Consider the following 17,880-nt stretch of genomic DNA (forward strand, 5'->3'; position numbering starts at 1 on the left):
GTCTCGTCGGTGAGCCGTGACGTCGTCCGCCCCGCCCCCGACCGGGATCTCGACACGCCCGAGGAGATCGCCGAGATGGTCCGGCGCTTCTACCAGGACGTGGCCCAGGACGGGCTCCTCGGCCCGGTGTTCGAGGACGTGGCAGGGGTCGACTGGGCCGAGCACCTCCCCAAGATCACCGCCTTCTGGTGCCGGATGCTGCTGGGCCAGCACGGCTACGACGGCAACCCGCTGGAGGCCCACCGGCGCATCCACGCCCAGGAGCCGTTCACCACGGCCCACTTCGTCCGCTGGCTCGAGCTCTTCCACGAGACCCTGGAGGAGGGGTGGTGCGGCCCGCGGGTGGTCCAGGCCAAGGCCCTGGCGGTCCGGGTCGCCCGGGTGCACAGCGTGCAGCTCTCCGGGGAGCCGGCCCTCACGATCGGCCTCGAGGCCCCGCAGCGCCGCCCCGCCTGACCCCCGTGGTCAGCGGGGGGTGAAGGCGAGCTCGAAGCGCTCGACGGCCTTCACGAACACGTTGGCCTCGTAGACGGGCGGGGCCAGGGGGCGCAGGTCGGCCATCGCCGCCGGGATCGACACCGGCCCGGCTGGCCCGCCTCAAGCTCCCCGTCGCCTTCGAGGTCGTCGACGAGCTCCCCCGCAACGCCAGCGGCAAGGTCCAGAAGCACGTCCTCCGCCAGCGCCACCCCGGTCCCGCCCCCCGCTGACCGTCAGGTCGTCGGGGCCGCCCTGCCGGACGTCGCGGCCAGGGCGGCGTAGGCGGCGGCGACGGGGCGGGGCCGCCGCGCCGCGTCGAACAGGCCGACCTCGGTCACCTCGCCGACGGGGCGGGTGAGCATGGTGTGCCAGTCGAACTGGTCGCCGCGGCTGTACCAGCACACGCCTCGGGCCGGCAGCCCGTCGGCCCGGAGCCGGTCGATGCACCCGACCACCTCGTCGAGCCAGCGGGGCCCGTCGTCGACGGCCAGCCCGAGGTTCGAGGTCTCCGCCACCCAGAACGGCCGGTCGTAGCGGGCGTGCCACGCCCGGGCCTCGCGCTCGTAGGCGGCGACCCGGTCGGTGATCGTCAGCGGCTCGGCGCCCTCGCCGTGGACGGTGACGCTGACCGGGTAGACGTCATGGCCGGCCACGACCCGCTCGGTGGGACCGGCCAGGTCGGCGATGCGGGCCAGCACGGCGTCGTCGACGACGTCGAGCACGTCGGCCACCGATGCCGGCGGCTCGACGCCGAGGTGCAGGTCCCAGGTGAGCTGCTCGAGCTCACGGGCCGCGGTCGCGGCCGCCTCGTCGTCGGGGGTGGCCGCCACGTGGCACCCGAACCCCTCCGCCCCGATCCACCAGCCGCTGCGGTCGGCCGAGATGCGCTCGATGGCCTCCAGGTTGGCCAGCGTCACGTGGCCCAGCGCCCGGAGGTAGTCCGCCCGGCTCGCCTGGCGGTCGTTCCAGATCCCCCACAGCCCCGAGCACATGGCGGTGATCACCGGCTCGTTGACCGGCGTGAACAGCAGCGGCTCGCGGTAGCGGGCCAGGAAGGCGTCGACGTAGCGGACGAAGCCCTCGACCCACCCGGGGGCCCCGAACCCCTCGTAGTGATCGGGCAGGCCGAAGTGGCACAGGTCGACCACGGGCTCCAGGTCGTGGCGGGCACAGGCGGCGAGCGCCCGGTCCCACAGCGCCCAGTCGTAGACCCCGGGCTCGGGCTCGGTCAGCCGCCAGGGCATGCCGTAGCGCCACGCCCGCACGCCGAGGCCGGCGACGGCGGCCAGGTCCTCGTCCTGGTGGTCGAGGTGGCCGCTGGCGGCCAGCTCGTCGACGCGGACCTCCTGCCCCTCGTGGGCCACCAGCGGATCGGAAGCCTCCTCACCGCAGGCGACGACGAGCTCGGAGGGGTCGCAGAACGGGGCCGGTCGGGTCATCGGCGCACCCTACGGCGGGCCCGGACGGCTCCCGGACCACGCCGCCCGCCGATCACATGGAGCCGAGGCGGACGGCCCACAGCAGGGCCGTGACGCCGAGGAGGGCGAGGACGGCCAGCCAGAGGACCGCCTCCCGGCGCCGCCGGGCGGTCCCGGTCGCGGCTCTCGGCGGCGGCCGCCTCACGCGGCCCGCTCGGGGACGACGAGCACCGGCCGGTCGGCCTCCCTGATCACGCTGCGGCTCACGGACGGGACGAGCAGGCGCTGGAGCAGGGAGCGGTCGTGGGTGCCGACGACGATGAGGTCGACGTCGTGCCGGACGGCGGCCTCGCAGATCTCGTGCACGACGTCGCCCGACGTCACCACGACCTGGGGGTCGGGCACCCCGGCGGCCTCGGCGTCCTCGGTGATGACGTCCTTGCGCTGGTGGGAGGTCTGGGCGTCGAGCGTGGCCAGCTCGAGGGGTGCGACGGTGCCGAAGCCGCCGCCGGCCCCGGCCCACACGATCGGGATCTGGGAGACGTTGAGGACGAGGAAGTCGGCGCCCATCGGGACCAGGAGGTCGGCGGCGACCCTGGCGGCCTCCTGCGCCGCGTCCGAGTGGTCGAGGGCGATCAGGACCTTCACGGGCACCTCCTCGACAGACGGTGGTGGTGGGTGCGCCGGGACGCTGCCCCGGCCCCGGTCGAGCAGCGTCACAGCCGCGTCACGGGGGCGGCTGTGACACGACCGTGACGCAGCGCCCGCCCGGCCCGGGCAGGGCGCGCCATCGTGAGCGACGGCGACGGCGACAGCGGCCTCGATGCCGCGGCGGCGGCCCTGCTGGTGGGGGGCATGGCCTGCTTCGGCAGCGCCACGCCGGTGAGCCAGGTGGTCGGCCGCTCCTTCCCGGTCTGGCTGGGCAGCGGGCTGCGGATGGCGATCGCCGCCCTCGTGCTCGTCCCCGGTGCCCTCGCCACCCTCCGCCAGCAGGGGTCCGGGCCGGTGCAGGTGCTCCGCGAGGCCGACCGGCGCGACCGCATGCTGCTCGCCGGCATCGCCGTGATCGGCACGTTCGGGTTCAGCGCGCTCATGCTGCTGGGCATGCGCGAGGCGCCCGGCGCCGTCGGCGCGGTCGTCATGGCGACGACGCCCGCGGTCACGGCCATGGGCGCGGTCGCCTTCCTGGGTGAGCACCTCGGCGCCCGGCGCATCGTCGCCGTCGCCCTGGCCCTCGCCGGGGTCGTGTTGGTGAACGCCGCCGCCGAGACGGTCGAGGGATCCGGCGACCGGCTGCTGCTCGGGTCCGGCCTCGTGTTCGGGGCCGTGGTGTGCGAGGCCACGTACAGCCTCATGGGCAAGCGCCTCACCAGCGACCTGGCCCCCGTCGTGATCGCGGCCGCCGCCGCGGTCATCGCCACGATCGTCTTCCTGCCGCTCGCCCTGTGGGACGCCTGGACGTTCCGCTGGTCCGCCCCCACCGGGGGCCAGTGGGCGGCCGTCGCCTGGTGGGGTGCCGGCACCATGGGCCTGGGCTCGTGGCTCTGGTTCCGGGGCATGGCCCGGGTCCGCGCCGGCACCGCCTCGGCCTTCATGGGGGTGATGCCCGTCAGCGCGCTCGTGCTGTCGTACCTGCTGCTCGGCGAGGCGTTCCAGTGGATCCACGTGGCCGGCATGGTCCTGGTGCTGGCCGGGCTCGTCGCCGTGGTGCGCAGCGGCGCCCAGGTGCACTGATGGCGACGCCGACGGGTGACCGTCCGAGCGGCTCGTGAGCACCCTCGCCGAGGACGGCCGCGAGGAGGTGCGGGAGGCCGGCGACGCCCTGCGCGACCTGGGCGAGACCGTGGTCACCGCGCTCCCCCGGGTCGCCATCGCCCTGGTCGTGCTGGCCCTCCTCGTCGGCAGCGGCCGGCTGCTGCGGCCCGTCGTCCAGCGCCGGCTGGGCCGCCGCCGCACCCCCAGCTTCGCCCGCGTCATGTCCCGCCTGGCGGCGGCTGCGCTCTCGGTCGTCGGCGGGCTCCTCGCCGTCACGATCGTCTTCCCGTCGGTCCAGCCCGTCGACCTCCTGTCCGGCGCCGGGATCGTGTCGGTCGCCGCCGGGTTCGCGTTCAAGGACATCCTCCAGAACCTGCTGGCGGGGGTCCTCCTGCTGTTCCGCCAGCCGTTCCGGGGCGGCGACCAGATCCAGGTGGGCGAGGTGGCCGGCACCGTCGAGGAGATCACGGTGCGGGAGACGGTCATCCGGACCTTCGACGGCCGCCGGGTCCTCATCCCCAACGCCACGGTCTACACCGACGTGATCGAGGTCCAGACCGCCCACCCGACCCGCCGCATCGAGATCGCCGTGGGCGTCGCCTTCGGCACCGACCTCGAGCACGCCATCGACGTCGCCGTGGCGGCGGCCCGGCCGGTGCCCGGCGTCGTGGCCGAGCCCGCCCCCGAGGCCCTGGTGGCCGAGCTGGGCACCTCGGCGGTGGGGCTCGAGGTGCTGGTGTGGTGCGCCGACACCCACCAGGTCGAGACGCGCCGGGTGCGGTCCGCCGTCACCACCGCGGTGCTGCGCGCCTTCGACGCCGAGGGGATCGTCGTCCCGGCCGAGATCGTGTCGATCCGCCCGTCGGCCGAGCTGCAGGAGCTCCTCGGGTCGGCGACCGGCCCCGCAGCACGCGACGACGGCACCGACTAGGACCAGGGCATGGGCATCCGACTGAGGGCGATCGCCGAGCGGCTGCGCAGCAGCCTCTTCTTCGTCCCCATGGTCCTCGTGGTGGTCGGCGGCCTGGTGGGCCAGCTCATGGTCGGGGTCGACTCCTCGGTCGATGGCGGGGTCGACAGCCTCCCGTTCTTCCTGACCTCGACCGTCGACAGCGCCCGCGAGGTCCTGAGCGTCGTCGCCGCCGCGACCATCACCTTCGCCGGCATCGCCTTCTCGGTGAGCCTCCTCGTGATCCAGCAGGCCTCGAGCCAGTACTCGCCCCGGGTGGTGCACAGCCTCTTCCGCGACCCGTTCAACCGCCGGGTCATGGGCGCGGTGGTGGGGACGTTCACCTACTGCCTGATCGTGCTCCGGGCCGTGCGGGGCCCGCTCGAGGACAGCGGCGAGCCGGTGATCCCCAACCTGTCCGTGGGGGTGGCGGTGATCCTCGGGGTCATGGCGATCCTGGCGATCGTCGCCTTCATCGACCACAACGCCCACTCGATGGAGGTCAGCGAGATCCTCGGCCGGGTGACCGACACCACCGTCGAGCAGATCGAGCGCTGCTGGCCCGACCGCCGGGACGAGCCGGACGGCATCGCCGTCGACGACTCCGTCCCGTCGGGCCCCGGGCACGTCCTGACCTTCACGGCCAGCGGGTGGCTCCAGCAGGTCGACGAGGCGGCGCTGATGGAGGCCGTCCCACCGGGCGGGACGCTGCGCCTGGAGACGGCGGTGGGCCGCTACGCCATCCGGGGCACGCCGCTGGGCACCGTCTGGCCCGCCGCCGCGGTGCCCGAGGGAGCGGAGGCGGCGGCGGCCGACGCCATCCAGCTGGGGAGGGTGCGCACCATGCAGCAGGACCCCAGCTACGGGATCCGCCAGCTCGTGGACGTGGCGCTGGTCGCCCTGTCGCCCGGCGTGAACGACCCGACCACCGCCCAGGAGGCGATCTTCCACCTCGCCCAGGTGATCCGCGAGGGGTTCGTGCGGGACCTCCCCCCGCCGGTCACCACGCACGAGGACGGACGGCGGATCATCCACGGTGAGGCCCCGACCCACGAGGCGCTCCTCGCCCTGGCCTTCGCCGAGATCAGGCGGTCGGCCGCCCCCCACCCCGCCGTGAACACGTACCTGCTCGAGGCCCTCCACCTCGTCCACCGCTCGATGCTCGCCGAGGGGCTCGGCGACCGGGCCGCCGCCGTCCGGGCCGTCGCCGAGCGGGTCGTCGAGGGCTCGGCCGGCGCGGACGTCGATCGGGAGGACCGGGAGGCCGTGGCCGAGGCGTTCGCCCACCGGTTCGGCCCGGGGCCGGCCTAGCCTCCCGGTCCCGGACGGGCGCCGGACAGCAGGTCGGGGAAGTCGTCGCGGGCGAGGGCCTCGTCGGTGAGCGTCCCGTCGCCCCGGGGGACCTCGACCGACGCCCCGTCCAGGCGGAAGACCACCCGGCCGATGCCGGGCCGGGCGGTCAGCGTGAACACCGTCTGGGCGATGGCGAGGGCCTGCGTCGCACCGTCGATCTCCGAGAACGACGGCGCCAGATCGACCTCCGCCGTCCCCCGGACGACCTCGACGTCGCCGTAGACGTCGGGGTCGGGCACCGCCGTCGTCAGCGCGGCGGCGGCCTCGGCGGCGGTGGGCACGGCGGCGAGCATCCCCACCAGCTCCTCGAGCCCGGCGTCGCGCCGCAGCTCTCGCTCGACGGCCACCAGCTCGTCGTCGCGGACGAGGTAGATCGCCACGGTCGTCCCGTCCGGCACCGACGCCGTCGCCCCCGCCCGCTCCTCCTCGAGGAGGCCGTAGGGGACGTCGTCGGCGCCGATGACGTGGGCGCGGTCCTCGGCGCCGACGGCGCACCCGGTGACCAGGGCGAGGGCGGTGGCCACCCCCAGCAGCCGCCCGGCCCGCCTCATCGGACCTCCCCGCGCGGGATGCAGACGGTGACCCGCGCCCCCCCGTCGGGCGACTCGCTGATCGCCACCTCCCCGCCGTGCAGCCTCACGTGCTCGCGGACCAGGGCCAGCCCGAGCCCGGTGCCCGGTGCATCGGTCCGCTGGCCGCGGGCGAAGCGCCCGAACACGTGGGACCTCTCGTGCTCGGGCACGCCGGGCCCGGCGTCGTCGACGATGATGACGAGCGACCGGGACCGCCCGTCGACGGTGATCCGGGTGGCCCCGCCGCCGTGGTGGGCGGCGTTGTCGAGCAGGTTGGTCAGGACCTGGGCCATGCGCCGCTTGTCGAGGACCGCCATCGCACCGGCGCCGGGGCGGGCGTCGACGTCGACGCGGTGCGGGCTGGTCTCGACGACGGCACGGACGAAGGTGCGGGGGTCGACCGGGTCGGTCACCAGCTCGGCGACGCCCGCCTCGGCCCGGCCGATCTCGAGGAGCTCGTCGATCAGCTGGACGAACCGGGCCACCTCGGCGTCGAGCACGTCGAGGGCCTCGAGGACCGACGGATCGTCGGCCCGGCGACGGGCCACCGAGAGCGCGGCCGCCATGGTCGCGAGGGGCGATCGGAGCTCGTGGGTGACGTCGGCGGCGAAGCGGGCCTCGCGGTCGATGCGCTCCTGGAGGCCTTCGACCATGCCGTTGAACGAACGGACGAGCGGCTCCAGGTCCGCGTCGTCGTCGTGCTCCAACCGGCGGTCGAGCGACCCCTCCCGGATCTGGTCGGCCGCCTCGGCCATCCGCCGCACCGGTCGCAGCACGCGGGCCGAGACCAGCCAGCCCACGCCGGTGGCCACCAGGGCCGTCACCCCGATGGTCACCAGCAGGGCGACGGTCACGGTCCGCAGGGCCCGCTCGACGTCGCCCAGCGGCACGAGCTCGACGTAGGTCGCGTCCGCCTCGGCGATGGGCACGGCGACGGCGACCATGACGTCGTCGCCGATCTGCACCCGCATGCGGGCGGCGCGGCCGCCCTCCAGCGCCACCAGCAGCTCCTCGGGCAGGTCGTCGGGACCGGCGGACACCGACGAGGAGTACCACTCGGCCCCCCGCTCGAGCAGGGCCACGCCCTGCCGGCTGGTCTGGACGGCGTCGAGGGCCGCCCGGTCGTCGGCGGACTCGCCCAGGGCCGCGCGCACGGCCCGGGCGTTCAGGAACGCCTGCCGCTCGGCCGACCGCTCCCGTCCTCCCACCAGCGAGGCGCGGGTCACCGAGATGCACACGCCGACGACGACGGCGGCCACGGCGAGGCCGAGGAGGCCGAAGGCCACCATGGCCCGGTACCGCAGCGCCGGGTGGCGGACGCTCATCGGCCGGGGATCCCGGTCACGACGGGCTCATCGCCGGCGCCGACGCCACGGCGACGGTCGCCGACCTCGGCGGGGATGGCGGCGCAGGGCTCAGGCGGCGACGGGTCCGGGCAGCTGCACGACACCCTCGAGGACCTCCAGGGCGTGCTCCAGGGCGGCCAGGTCCAGCTGGCCCGACGCGACCAACCCGGCGGAGGCCGCCGCGACCTCGGCGCGGGTGGCGTCGAGGCGGTCCTGGGCCCGGGCGAAGGCCTCGGGCTCGTCCCGGGCCAGGTGCCCGACCAAGACGTCGACGACGTCCTGGCGGATGGGGGGCACGACGACGGGGCGGTGGTCCATCACAGCGGTCATGGCCCCCTCCCTGCCCCTGGGGCGCCCGGGCAGCGTCACCGTTCGGTCACGGCGGTTTCGCCGGCCCCGGACCGGAGAGCGGGGGGTGGGGTGGCACGGGCGCGCCAGCGCGGCCGACCCGGAGGACGCGGAGGTTCGTGGTGAGCACCTGGTTCGGATCGACGTGGGGCACGGTCGGCTTCATCGTCCTCAGCACGACGGCGACCTACGCGTCCGCGGTGGCGTGCGTCCGCCTGGCCGGTCGCCGCACCGTCGCCCAGATGTCCGCCTTCGATGCGGTGATCACCATCGCCCTGGGCAGCATCGTCGCCACCACCGCCGTCAGCGCCACGACCAGCTACGTCGAGGGCATGACCGCGCTGGTCACCCTGCTCGTCCTCCAGGTGGTGCTGGCGTGGGCCCGGAGGCGGTGGCCGGCCCTCCACCACGCGGTCGAGGCCGGCGCCGAGGTGGTCGCCGACCGGGGCCGGATCTCGCTGCCGCGCGGGCTCACCACCTCGCAGATGAGCGGTGAGGAGCTGCGGGCCCGGCTCCGCCAGAGCGGCCACGCCGCCCCGCCGCCGGCGGGCATCGTGCTGCTCGAGGCCGACGGGAAGGTGTCCGTGCTCGCCGACGAGGCGGAGGCCGCCGCCGTGCGCGACCTCCTCGGCCGAGGCTGATGCCGTCGTCGCTCGCGTCGGTCAGCTGGCGGCCGGGCGGGGCGACCACCACGGGTACGGGATGCCGGCGAGCCGGTTGATCACGAACCCCTGGACGACCATCAGCACCACGGCGACCATGAGGACGGCGAGCTGCTCGGGCTCGCGCAGGATGCCCAGCGACACGATGAGCGTGGTCGCCCCCGCCGGCGGGTGGGGCACGCGGGCCCAGACCATGGCCCCGCTCGTCAGCCCCAGGGACAGGGCGGCGGCGCCGACCCGGCCGCCGGTGACCTCCGAGGCCAGGGCGGGCGCGGCGTCGGTGAGGCCGAACACCACGAGGGCGAGGTAGCCGGCGGCGGCGCCGATGGCGTGGCCGCCGAGGGTGTTGCGGGGCGACGCCGCCGGGAGGAGGGGCGTGTAGAAGAGCAGGAAGGCGGTGGGCCCCAGCGAGGGGAAGATGAACGGCTCCCCGGTGAGGAGGGCCACCAGGGCCAGGGCGCCGATGGCGATGAGCCCGTTGACGAAGGCGAACAGCCCCAGGACGACGGTCGAGTCGTGCCGCTCGGTGAGCGCCGAGAGCCGCGCCCGGCGGGCGAGCCCCTGGACGATGGCGGCCATGTCGCCACCGATCGGCCCCGGCCGGCGCGCCGGCGGGTCGGTCACCGCAGGTACCGGTAGAAGCCGGCCGATCCGGCCGCCAGCACCACCGAGAAGAGCGCCGTGACCCGGGCCAGGCCGTCCTCGTCGGCGAGGAGGGCCTCGAGGCCGACGGTGAGCAGGAACACCTGCAACGACAGCAGGACGACCACGAAGACGCCCAGGGCGGCCGGGACCTCGCGGTGGAAGCGGGGCCGGCGGGGGCCCGTCCGGTGGGCCGGGACCCGCCGGGGCGGGATCGGGTCGCTCACCCCTCCTCCCCCTCGGCCTCGCCCCGGTACCCGAGCGCCCACACCGTGCCGTCCCGGACCTCGACGTCGATGCGGCCCAGCGGTCGCTGGGGCGGCCCCGACAGCACGTCGCCGGTGTGGACGTCGAAGTGGCCCTCGTGGCACGGGCACTCCATCTCGCCCGTGTCGCGCTGGTAGTAGACGACGCAGCCGAGGTGGGTGCACTTCTGGCTGAACGCCCGCAGCTCCCCGCCGGGCAGGTGCACGAGGATGGCCGGGTCGGCGCCCGTCGGGTAGTCGAAGAGGTGGGCCGAGCCCTCGGGCACGGCGTCGAGGGCGACGATGGGGCGGGGGTCGCCCTCGTTGATCGACCGCAGCGCCGACCAGACGGCGATGCCGACGTTGCCGGCGGCGAAGCCGCCCGAGGCCAGCACCAGGTAGCGGACGAACTCCCGCCGGGTGACCTCGTCCTCGCCGGCCGAGGTCAGGGGGAAGTCCTGGCGCCAGACGGGGTCGGGCACGGGTGTCCACCCGTCGCGGTCGCCGGAGGCCGCAGGACGATCGGTCATGGCCGGGCCCTCACGACGGCCCCTCCTCGTCGAGGCCGAAGGGGTCGTCCTGCCAGGGCCGGGCGCCGCTGGCCGCCACGACGTCGATGGGTCCGGGCCCGTCGGCGACGGTGCGGACCTTCGTGGCCACGGGCTGGCGGCCGAACCAGAACTCGTTGACGAGGGTGCCGGTGCGGGTGGCGGCGAACTCGTCGGGCGTGCCGAACCACAGGGCCTCGCTGGGGCAGACCGATGCGCACATCGGCTTCTGCCCCACCGACGTGCGGTCGTAGCACATGTCGCACTTCATCATCTGGTCGATGGCCGACAGGTACTTGGGCACCCCGAACGGGCAGGCGAGCACGCAGTTCGAGCAGCCGATGCAGCGGGGCTTGAGGGCCGACTGCACGACCCCGTCCTCGTTCTGCTTGATGGCGTCGGCCGGGCACACCTCGGCGCACGTCGGGTCCTCGCAGTGCATGCACACCATCGGCGCCGTCTGCGTGGTGGTGGCCCGGTCGATCTCCTCGAGGTGGATCATCGTCGTGCCCCGGTGCGTGCCGCACTCCTCGCACGCCTGCACGCACGAGCGGCACCCGATGCACCGGCTCTGGTCGATGACGAAGATGCTGTCGCCGAAGGCACCGGCCGTGGTGTGCGTGGCCGGGGACCGCTTGACGCCGATCGAGACGGGGACCGAGACGCCGCCGCTCACCCTCCTCCCTCCTCGGGCTCGGACGGTGGCGTGCGGGGGGCGTCGCCCCCGGTGGCCCCGCCGACGAGGTCGACGTCCCGGTCGTCGACGACCACCGTGCCCGCCGGCCCGACGCGCTCGAGCCGCACGGCGGAGACCTTGTACTCCGGGATCTTGGAGAGCGGGTCGAGGGCCCGGTTGGTGAGCTGGTTGGCGGCCTGGCGCCCGGCCCAGTGGTACGGGATGAAGACGGTGTCGGGCCGGATGGTCGACACGACGGTCGCCGGCAGCGTCATGGTCCCCCGCCGGGAGGTCACCCGGACCACGTCGCCGGTGACGATCCCGTGCTGGTCCGCCAGGCGGGGGTGGATCTCGCAGAGCGGCTCCGGGTACTGGGCGACGAGCGGGCCGATCCGCCGGGTCTGCGTGCCCGACAGGTACTGGCTGACCACCCGGCCCGTCGTCAGCCACACCGGGTAGTCGTCGTCGACGACCTCGGCGGGCGGCCGGTACCGGACCGGGTTGAAGCGGCCCCGCCCGTCGTCGGTGTAGAAGCGACCGCCCTCGAACAGGCGCGGCGTGCCCGGGTGCCCCTCCGACGGGCAGGGCCAGAACACGCCCATCTCGTCCTCCACCCGGTCCCAGGTGATGCCCGAGTAGTCGGCGCTGCCGCCCTTGGAGGCGACGCGCAGCTCCTCGAAGATCTGCTCGGCGTCGGTGTACGGGAAGTAGTGGCCCTTGCCGAGGCGGCGGGCGATGTCGCAGAGGATCTCCCAGTCCAGCCGGGCCTGGCCCGGCGGCGTCTTCGACGGGTTGAGCTTGATGACGCGCCCCTCGACGCTCGTCGAGGTGCCCTCGTCCTCCTCGTGCAGCGAGCCGGGCAGTACGACGTCGGCGTGGAACGCCGTCTCCGAGAGGAAGAAGTCGATGACCGAGTAGAACTCGAGCTTGTCCAGGGCCTCCTTGGTGAAGGTGGTGTCGGGCAGCGAGACGACCGGGTTGAAGCAGATCGACAGGAGGCCCTTGATCTCGCCCCGGTGGATCGCCTCGACGATCTCCTCGGCGGTGAGGCCCTTGCCCGGGATCTCGCTCTCGGCGCAGCCCCACACCGAGGCGACGTACTCCCGGTGCTCGGGGTTGGTGATGTCGCGGTTGCCGGGCAGCTGGTCGCACTTGTGGCCGTGCTCGCGGCCCCCCTGGCCGTTGCCCTGGCCGGTGATGGTGGTGACGCCGCAGCCGGGCTTGCCGTACTTGCCGGTGGCCAGGCCCAGGTTGATGCAGGCCCACACGTTCTCGACGCCCTTGGTGTGGTGCTCGAGCCCCCGGGCGTGCATCAGCATCCCGGTCTCGGCCGTGCCCCACAGCTCGGCGGCCTGCTCGATGCGCGCCGCCGGCACGCCGGTGACGTCGCTGGCCCACGCCGGCGTGTGGTCGGCCACCGCCTCGGCCGCCGCCTCGAACCCGGTGGTGTGGTCGCGGATGAAGTCGTGGTCGAGCCAGTCCCGCTCGATCAGCACGTGCAGCATGGCGCCGAGGAGGGCGGAGTCGGTGCCGGGCCGCAGCCCGAGGAACAGGTCGGCGGTGCGGGCGGTCGGCGTGACGCGGGGGTCGGCCACGATGAGCTTGGCCCCGTGGTCGCGGGCCCGCCAGATCCAGCTCGTCGTGATCGGGGCGCACTCGGCGATGTTGGCGCCGATCACGAAGACGACCTCGGCCTGCGGGATGTCGCTCCACGGGTTCGACGCCCGGTCGATCCCCAGCGCCCGCTTGTTGGCGACGCCCGCCGAGACCATGCAGAGCCGGCCGTTGTAGTCGAGGTTGGCCGTCCCCAGGGCGAGGCGGGCGAACTTCCCGATCATGTAGGACTTCTCGTTGTCGAGCGAGACGCCCGAGAGCATGGCGAAGGAGTCCGGGCCGTGCTCGGCCTGGATGCGCCGGATCTCCGAGACGGTCCGGTCGAGGGCGTGGTCCCACGAGACCGGTCGGAACCCCTCGGGCCGCGAGGCGTCCCTCTCGAGCGGCTCGACCAGGCGGTCGGGGTGGGCGTTCTGGAGGTACCGCTTCACGCCCTTGGGGCAGAGCTTGCCCTCGTTGAAGGGGAACTCGTACCAGGGCTCGAAGCCGACCACCTCGTCGTCCTTGACCTTGAGGACGATCCCGCACTGCTGGCCGCAGAAGCAGCAGTGGGTCTTGACCTCGCGGTCCGCCTCGACGCCGGCGTCCCACCCGCCGACGGGGGTCTCGTTGAGGTGGGGGCCGTACCGGGCGACCAGCTCCTCCTCGGTGATGGGCGGGCGGGCCATCAGCCGAACCCGCCGACGGCGCGCGACTGCGCCAGCGCCACCAGCTTCCGCCGGCACATCGGGCAGGTGTCCTGGTAGCTGCCGCCACCGGCGGCGAGCGAGTAGTCGAACCCCATCTGCGGGAGGACCTCCTTGAGATCGGTCATCTGCAGGGCGGACGCGAAGTCCTCGCCGCAGCGCGTGCACGTCTGCTGGGCCCCCTCGGCGCCCTCACGCTTGTAGTAGGCGACCCCGAGGTTCGCCGGGCGCTGGAAGATGTGGAACAGCTTCCCGAACGGGATGTACATCAGCCCGAGGATCACGGTCAGGGCGTGGACCGTGTTGAGGAAGACGTAGAAGCGGCCCTCCATCCAGATGTTCGACGCCGTCAGCGACAGGCCGGTGACCGACACGGCGAACAGCCCGGCCAGGGCCAGGAAGTCGTTGGACCGCTCCGTCGCCAGCGCCCCCGGGTCGCGGAGCCGGCGGGACAGGAAGATGAACACCCCGGCGAGGACGAGGACCGCCGAGATGTCGAGCAGGTGGAAGGTGATCCAGCCGAGCACGCTGCGGCTGTCGAAGCTGAACGTCGACACCTCGCCGACGACCGTGCGGTACTCCCGCCCGTCCTGGCCCACCGACTCGAAGTGGAGCAGGCCGAACACGAGGGGGAACGTCACCAGGCCGGCCAGGATGCAGCCCCAGAACACGAGCTGGTGGGCGAGCCACCGGCTGCGGGACCGGCTGCGGATGAACGACTGCACCAGCAGGTTGGTGACGACGAGGCCCGGCAGGGCGCCGGCGTTGCGGGCCCGCTGGCCGGGCCGGCGGAAGGCGTCCCACCCCCGCCGGTTGAGCCGGGCCGTCGGCGGGCGACGCAGCCAGATCAGGTAGCGGTAGACGATGGCGAAGATGGCGAAGAGGGTGCCGAACAGGTAGCCCACCAGGGCGGCGTCGAACCACCGCAGGTTCCCGCTCCCCAGCACGGCGATGGCCAGGGCGACGACCACCGCCAGGACGCCCCACGTCGCCGCCCGGCGATCGATCGTGGCGAGCTGGCTCATGCGGCGGTCCCTGGTCGCGGCCGGGGCGCCCACCCGGAGGTGGGCGCCCCATGCCTACACGGCCAGGACCGACCGCGCTGGGCGACGGTCGCGTCACCCGATGGTGAGGTCGGTCTCCATGCCGGACTCCCGGTGGCCGGGGATGCTGCAGAAGAGCGTGTACGAGCCCGGAGCCAGGGCGCTGACGTCCAGCTCGGCCTCGCCGCCGGCGTCGAGCGCCGGGGTGGCCAGGTCCTGGTCCTCGACCGTGAGGTCGTGGGCCGCGGTCCCCTCGTTGGTGACCGTCAGCGACCCGCCCTCGGCCACCGTCACCGGCGCCGGGTCGATGGTGAACTCGGCCAGCGACACCGCGACCGCACCGCCCCCTCCGCCGGACCCGCCGGCGGGGATTGCCCGGTGCTCGTCGATCGAGCGGGCGGCGAGGCCCATGGCGAACACGGCGATGATGGCCGCCGCGAAGGCCAGGACGAGGGCGATGACGGCGATGGCCTCGAAGGTGAGCCCGGGGCCGCGTCCGTCCGGTCGGGCGGGCGGGCCGCCCGGCGCCGCAGGGGCCGCGGTGGCGGCCTGCTCCTCGGTGGGTGGGGTGATGGTGCTCATGCGGGCTCCTCGGAGACGACGAAGACGGAGACCATGCCGAACATCCCGTGGGGGCTCTCGGCGTGGGTGAGGATGTGGCAGTGGAACGCCCACGTCCCCGGGTTGTCGGCGACGACGGTGGCGTCCCACCGCTCGCCGGGGGCGACGGTGATGGTGTCGCACAGGAACGGCTGCGGGAGGGGGTAGCCGTCGCGGGCGAACACCTCGAAGGTGAGCCCGTGGAGGTGGACGGGGTGGACCATCGTCCCCTCGTTCATGAACCGGAACCGCACCCGCTCGCCCAGGTTGGCCGTGTAGGCGTCGGTGGCGGGGAAGCCCTTGCCGTTGATCGTGAACCCGCCGAGGGCGTCGTTCAGGATGTAGAGGTAGTCCCGGTCGTGGGTCGGCTCGTCGGCCGGGTCCTTGGGCTCGACGATCAGGGCGCCGAGGAGCCCGGCCGAGACCTGCTCGGCGGCGTTGTGGTGCGAGTGGTACATGTGCGACCCGTAGGGGCCGGGGACGAACTCGTAGGTGTAGGTCTCGCCCGGCTTGATCGGGGGCTGGGTGAGGAACGGCACGCCGTCCTGGTCGTTCGGGACGCGCTGGCCGTGCCAGTGGACGCCGGTGCTCTGGGGCAGCTCGTTGGTGACCACGATGCGGGTGCGCTGGCCCTCGACCATGCGCAGGGTCGGCCCGGGGACCATCTCGTTGTAGGCCATCGCCTTCTCGATCTGGCCGGGCGTGACCTCCCAGTCGATCTCCGAGCACGTGAGCTCGAAGACCCGGGTGTTGCCGTCCATCGTCCACTCGGCGTCGACGGCGCCCTTGCCCTCGGTGATGGGGCTCTCGATGTTGGCGAGGAACTGGTTGATGCCGTCCTCGTGCATGGCGTCCATCTCGTCGACGTTCGCCGGGGCCTCGGTGCTGTCCGTCTGGTCGCCCATGTCCATGCCGGCGTGGGCGTCGGCCGCGCCCGCCGAGGTGGTGGCGTCGCGGGGCCAGGCCGCCAGGGCGGTGCTGCCGACGATGGTGGCTCCCCCCACCCCACCGGCGACGAGCCCCATGAACAAGCGGCGGTCGACCGTCCTCTCGCCGGCGGTCTCGCTCTCCGTCACATCGTCTCCTTTGGTCCTGCGCCACCGAGGGGTGGCGATCACGGGGCCCATCGTCACGGACGGCGTCCGGCGCTGCTCAGGGCCAAAGGTCCCGAGCGGACGTGACTTCGGCCGCATCGGTCGCGGGGCCGCCGGGGCCGCGCCGCTGGTCGTCGGGCGGGACCGGCGTCGGGTCCCGGGGCTCAGGCGGGCAGCCGGCCCGGGAGGGGCCGGGGCGCGACCTCGCTCGCCGACCACCGGAACGAGAACACGTGCTTGGCCATCCCGGCCATCACCGCGGCGGCGTGGGCCTTGGCCCGCTCGGCGAGGGGACCGGCCCAGCGCTCGTCGACGCACCCCACCCAGAGCGAGTACCAGCGGTCGCAGTGCTCGCGCTCGATGGCCGCGAGGCCGTGGAGGTGCCGGTGGACGCCCATGAGGGAGCCGCGGGGGCCGTCGACCCCCAGCAGGATCGCCACCCAGTAGTCGATGAGCACCGGGATGTGCCGGGGCCAGTCGACCTCGGCGACCTCGCCGAAGACGGGCTCGAGCAGGTCGTCGAAGACGATCTCCCGGTAGAACGACGTCACCAGGTCGCTGATGGCGCCCCGCGTCGCCAGGTCCGGCGTCTCTCCCCTCAGCGCTCCCCCGTCCGGCACCACCGCACCTTATCTAGCAGACGCTAGAGAAAGCGAGGGTCGGGCCCGGCGACCCCCCGTTCACCACGGCTCGGTCCCGGCGACGGCCCGTCCGGCGGCCAGCAGGTAGGCGGGGTCGGGTCGCAGGGCGTGCTCCTGGAGGCACGCCTCGGTCATCTTGACGGCGTGGGGCGCCCGGTTCTCGACCGCCCGGGCCACGAGCTCGGGGGGCGCCAGGGGCTCGCCCGCGGGGCTGCGGGTCACGTCCACCGGCCGGTCCGGGGTGAAGCAGGCGAGGATGCCCGCCCCGACCTGCCAGGCCGCGGCGTACACGTGGGCGACGGTCCGGGCCGGGACGTGGGGCAGCAGGGTGCGCGCCGCGACGATCGGCGTGACCGTGTGGACCAGGGCGTCGGTCGGCGCTTCGGGGTGGGCCACGAGGGCGCGGGCGAAGGCGAGGGTCAGGTCGCCGAGCGGGTCCGGGGTCCAGGGCGGGCCGAGGGACTCGACCGCGGGGGCGAAGCCCTCGAGGCCGGCGAGGGGCTCGAAGAAAGCGCGCTCGACCGGCCCCCACGGGCCCGTGGCTCGGGGGATCCGGGCCATGGCCTCGGCGAGGGAGGCGTCGCCGTCGAGGCGGATCCGCCCCGGCAGGGGCTGGTAGGTGCCGGCCCAGAACGCCAGGCCCATCGCCAGCTCGTGGAGGGCCACCCGCGGTGGGTCGACGGCCGGCAGGGCCTCGAGGATCCGCACCGCGTGCGCCGTGCGGAGGAGGCCGTGGGTCAGGAAGCCGCCGTAGCCGTCGACCAGCCGGGGGACCCAGGTGGCCACGACCTCGGACCAGGGTGCCTCGGCCAGCTCGGCGTCGAACAGGTCGCGCCAGTCGCCCAGGCGGGACCGGTCGCCGAGGGCGGCCCGCCACGTGTCGGGGGCGTCGGCGTCGAGCCGGGCGACCCGGGGCGGGGCGGAGTGGGGCCGGTGCCGCTGGCGGTAGGCCTCCACCCACGCCACCACGAGGTCGTCGTGGCCCAGCCCGCTGAGGGCCTCGGCGCCCATGGGGCCGTGCACGGCCATCCCGGGGCCGTCGAGGAAGGCGTCCCCGGGCAGCAGCTCGAGGGCGGCCTCGAGGGCGGCGGGACGGCTGATCCCGGTCGGGTCCGCCGCCGCACGGGGGCGGGGCGGGGCGGCGGGAGAGGTGCGGGGGGCGGGCATCGGGACCTCCAAGGGGGATGGCGCCCACAGGTCGTGAACGCTGG

21 protein-coding genes are annotated in these 17,880 nt (G+C 74.3%); 5 read left to right on the top strand and 16 right to left on the bottom strand.

All coding sequences use genetic code 11. The annotated features are described in order from the left end of the window. The first annotated feature begins 9 nt into the window (after positions 1-9). Complete coding sequence (locus HC251_RS17495) at positions 10-456, top strand: group III truncated hemoglobin (RefSeq protein ID WP_219941894.1); 447 nt, start codon at positions 10-12, stop codon at positions 454-456. Positions 457-710: 254 nt separating this feature from the next. Here the strand turns inward: HC251_RS17495 and HC251_RS17500 are convergent, their stop codons facing one another. From HC251_RS17500 to HC251_RS17505, 3 genes are read right to left on the bottom strand one after another with little or no spacing between them, the layout of a single operon-like run. After that, a complete protein-coding gene (locus HC251_RS17500) occupies positions 711-1,916 on the bottom strand; it encodes a family 1 glycosylhydrolase (RefSeq protein ID WP_219941895.1) in 1,206 nt (401 codons plus the stop codon). A 52-nt stretch (positions 1,917-1,968) separates the two neighbouring features. Then, entirely contained in the window at positions 1,969-2,100 is a 132-nt protein-coding gene (locus HC251_RS25725) for a hypothetical protein (protein ID WP_255566463.1), read from the bottom strand. Next, entirely contained in the window at positions 2,097-2,543 is a 447-nt protein-coding gene (locus HC251_RS17505) for a universal stress protein (RefSeq protein WP_219941896.1), read from the bottom strand. Before HC251_RS17505 ends, HC251_RS25725 begins: the two co-directional genes overlap by 4 nt. Positions 2,544-2,687: 144 nt before the next feature. Here HC251_RS17505 and HC251_RS17510 point away from each other — a divergent pair, with 144 nt between their 5' ends. Genes HC251_RS17510 through HC251_RS17520 form a run of 3 tightly spaced genes read left to right on the top strand, consistent with a single transcriptional unit; the run spans position 2,688 to position 5,910 of the window. Then, positions 2,688-3,629 carry a DMT family transporter gene (locus tag HC251_RS17510; protein ID WP_219941897.1) on the top strand — a complete coding sequence of 314 codons (942 nt, stop codon included), beginning with the start codon at positions 2,688-2,690 and terminating at the stop codon, positions 3,627-3,629. Between the two features lie 34 nt (positions 3,630-3,663). Further along, positions 3,664-4,581, top strand: a complete 918-nt coding sequence (locus tag HC251_RS17515; RefSeq protein ID WP_219941898.1) for a mechanosensitive ion channel family protein — start codon at positions 3,664-3,666, stop codon at positions 4,579-4,581. A gap of 9 nt (positions 4,582-4,590) precedes the next feature. After that, a complete protein-coding gene (locus HC251_RS17520; RefSeq protein ID WP_219941899.1) occupies positions 4,591-5,910 on the top strand; it encodes a DUF2254 domain-containing protein in 1,320 nt (439 codons plus the stop codon). On the opposite strand, the gene HC251_RS17525 is transcribed toward HC251_RS17520, so the two are convergent. The 3 genes from HC251_RS17525 to HC251_RS17535 form a co-directional block, all read right to left on the bottom strand. Further along, entirely contained in the window at positions 5,907-6,503 is a 597-nt protein-coding gene (locus HC251_RS17525; RefSeq protein WP_219941900.1) for a GerMN domain-containing protein, read from the bottom strand. The two genes, HC251_RS17520 and HC251_RS17525, sit on opposite strands and share 4 nt — an antisense overlap. Continuing rightward, entirely contained in the window at positions 6,500-7,849 is a 1,350-nt protein-coding gene (locus HC251_RS17530; RefSeq protein ID WP_219941901.1) for a HAMP domain-containing sensor histidine kinase, read from the bottom strand. The genes HC251_RS17525 and HC251_RS17530 overlap by 4 nt, the downstream gene beginning before the upstream one ends. A gap of 90 nt (positions 7,850-7,939) precedes the next feature. Continuing rightward, positions 7,940-8,200, bottom strand: a complete 261-nt coding sequence (locus HC251_RS17535; protein WP_219941902.1) for a hypothetical protein — start codon at positions 8,198-8,200, stop codon at positions 7,940-7,942. 140 nt (positions 8,201-8,340) lie between these two features. On the opposite strand from HC251_RS17535, the gene HC251_RS17540 reads away from it, so the two are divergent. After that, entirely contained in the window at positions 8,341-8,859 is a 519-nt protein-coding gene (locus HC251_RS17540; protein WP_219941903.1) for a DUF421 domain-containing protein, read from the top strand. Between the two features lie 21 nt (positions 8,860-8,880). Here the strand turns inward: HC251_RS17540 and HC251_RS17545 are convergent, their stop codons facing one another. The 10 genes from HC251_RS17545 to HC251_RS17590 form a co-directional block, all read right to left on the bottom strand. After that, a complete protein-coding gene (locus tag HC251_RS17545) occupies positions 8,881-9,459 on the bottom strand; it encodes an HPP family protein (RefSeq protein ID WP_219941904.1) in 579 nt (192 codons plus the stop codon). 41 nt (positions 9,460-9,500) lie between these two features. Next, entirely contained in the window at positions 9,501-9,749 is a 249-nt protein-coding gene (locus HC251_RS17550; protein ID WP_219941905.1) for a hypothetical protein, read from the bottom strand. Next, complete coding sequence (locus HC251_RS17555) at positions 9,746-10,297, bottom strand: ubiquinol-cytochrome c reductase iron-sulfur subunit (protein ID WP_219941906.1); 552 nt, start codon at positions 10,295-10,297, stop codon at positions 9,746-9,748. The genes HC251_RS17550 and HC251_RS17555 overlap by 4 nt, the downstream gene beginning before the upstream one ends. 10 nt (positions 10,298-10,307) lie before the next feature. Beyond that, complete coding sequence (locus HC251_RS17560; protein WP_370651306.1) at positions 10,308-10,904, bottom strand: 4Fe-4S dicluster domain-containing protein; 597 nt, start codon at positions 10,902-10,904, stop codon at positions 10,308-10,310. A gap of 83 nt (positions 10,905-10,987) precedes the next feature. Further along, positions 10,988-13,273 carry a molybdopterin oxidoreductase family protein gene (locus HC251_RS17565; RefSeq protein ID WP_219941907.1) on the bottom strand — a complete coding sequence of 762 codons (2,286 nt, stop codon included), beginning with the start codon at positions 13,271-13,273 and terminating at the stop codon, positions 10,988-10,990. Continuing rightward, on the bottom strand, positions 13,273-14,316 hold the full coding sequence (locus HC251_RS17570; RefSeq protein ID WP_219941908.1) for a hypothetical protein: 1,044 nt from the start codon (positions 14,314-14,316) through the stop codon (positions 13,273-13,275). Before HC251_RS17570 ends, HC251_RS17565 begins: the two co-directional genes overlap by 1 nt. Before the next feature lie 93 nt (positions 14,317-14,409). Continuing rightward, positions 14,410-14,916 carry a cupredoxin domain-containing protein gene (locus HC251_RS17575; RefSeq protein ID WP_219941909.1) on the bottom strand — a complete coding sequence of 169 codons (507 nt, stop codon included), beginning with the start codon at positions 14,914-14,916 and terminating at the stop codon, positions 14,410-14,412. Beyond that, positions 14,913-16,010, bottom strand: a complete 1,098-nt coding sequence (locus HC251_RS17580) for a multicopper oxidase family protein (protein WP_219941910.1) — start codon at positions 16,008-16,010, stop codon at positions 14,913-14,915. Before HC251_RS17580 ends, HC251_RS17575 begins: the two co-directional genes overlap by 4 nt. 182 nt (positions 16,011-16,192) lie before the next feature. Beyond that, positions 16,193-16,648 carry a group III truncated hemoglobin gene (locus tag HC251_RS17585; RefSeq protein ID WP_219941911.1) on the bottom strand — a complete coding sequence of 152 codons (456 nt, stop codon included), beginning with the start codon at positions 16,646-16,648 and terminating at the stop codon, positions 16,193-16,195. A gap of 60 nt (positions 16,649-16,708) precedes the next feature. Continuing rightward, positions 16,709-17,836: a hypothetical protein gene (locus HC251_RS17590; RefSeq protein ID WP_219941912.1), complete on the bottom strand. Its 1,128-nt coding sequence runs from the start codon at positions 17,834-17,836 to the stop codon at positions 16,709-16,711. Positions 17,837-17,880 lie beyond the last annotated feature (44 nt).

Source organism: Iamia sp. SCSIO 61187, from assembly GCF_019443745.1.
GTDB lineage: Bacteria > Actinomycetota > Acidimicrobiia > Acidimicrobiales > Iamiaceae > Iamia.

Coding starts and splice junctions, on each gene's coding strand:
- HC251_RS17500 (WP_219941895.1), bottom strand. CDS start 1,916: ATGACCCGACCGGCCCCGTTCTGCGACCCCTCCGAGCTCGTCGTCGCC.
- HC251_RS17520 (WP_219941899.1), top strand. CDS start 4,591: ATGGGCATCCGACTGAGGGCGATCGCCGAGCGGCTGCGCAGCAGCCTC.
- HC251_RS17525 (WP_219941900.1), bottom strand. CDS start 6,503: ATGAGGCGGGCCGGGCGGCTGCTGGGGGTGGCCACCGCCCTCGCCCTG.
- HC251_RS17530 (WP_219941901.1), bottom strand. CDS start 7,849: ATGAGCGTCCGCCACCCGGCGCTGCGGTACCGGGCCATGGTGGCCTTC.
- HC251_RS17535 (WP_219941902.1), bottom strand. CDS start 8,200: ATGACCGCTGTGATGGACCACCGCCCCGTCGTCGTGCCCCCCATCCGC.
- HC251_RS17545 (WP_219941904.1), bottom strand. CDS start 9,459: ATGGCCGCCATCGTCCAGGGGCTCGCCCGCCGGGCGCGGCTCTCGGCG.
- HC251_RS17555 (WP_219941906.1), bottom strand. CDS start 10,297: ATGACCGATCGTCCTGCGGCCTCCGGCGACCGCGACGGGTGGACACCC.
- HC251_RS17565 (WP_219941907.1), bottom strand. CDS start 13,273: ATGGCCCGCCCGCCCATCACCGAGGAGGAGCTGGTCGCCCGGTACGGC.
- HC251_RS17570 (WP_219941908.1), bottom strand. CDS start 14,316: ATGAGCCAGCTCGCCACGATCGATCGCCGGGCGGCGACGTGGGGCGTC.
- HC251_RS17575 (WP_219941909.1), bottom strand. CDS start 14,916: ATGAGCACCATCACCCCACCCACCGAGGAGCAGGCCGCCACCGCGGCC.
- HC251_RS17590 (WP_219941912.1), bottom strand. CDS start 17,836: ATGCCCGCCCCCCGCACCTCTCCCGCCGCCCCGCCCCGCCCCCGTGCG.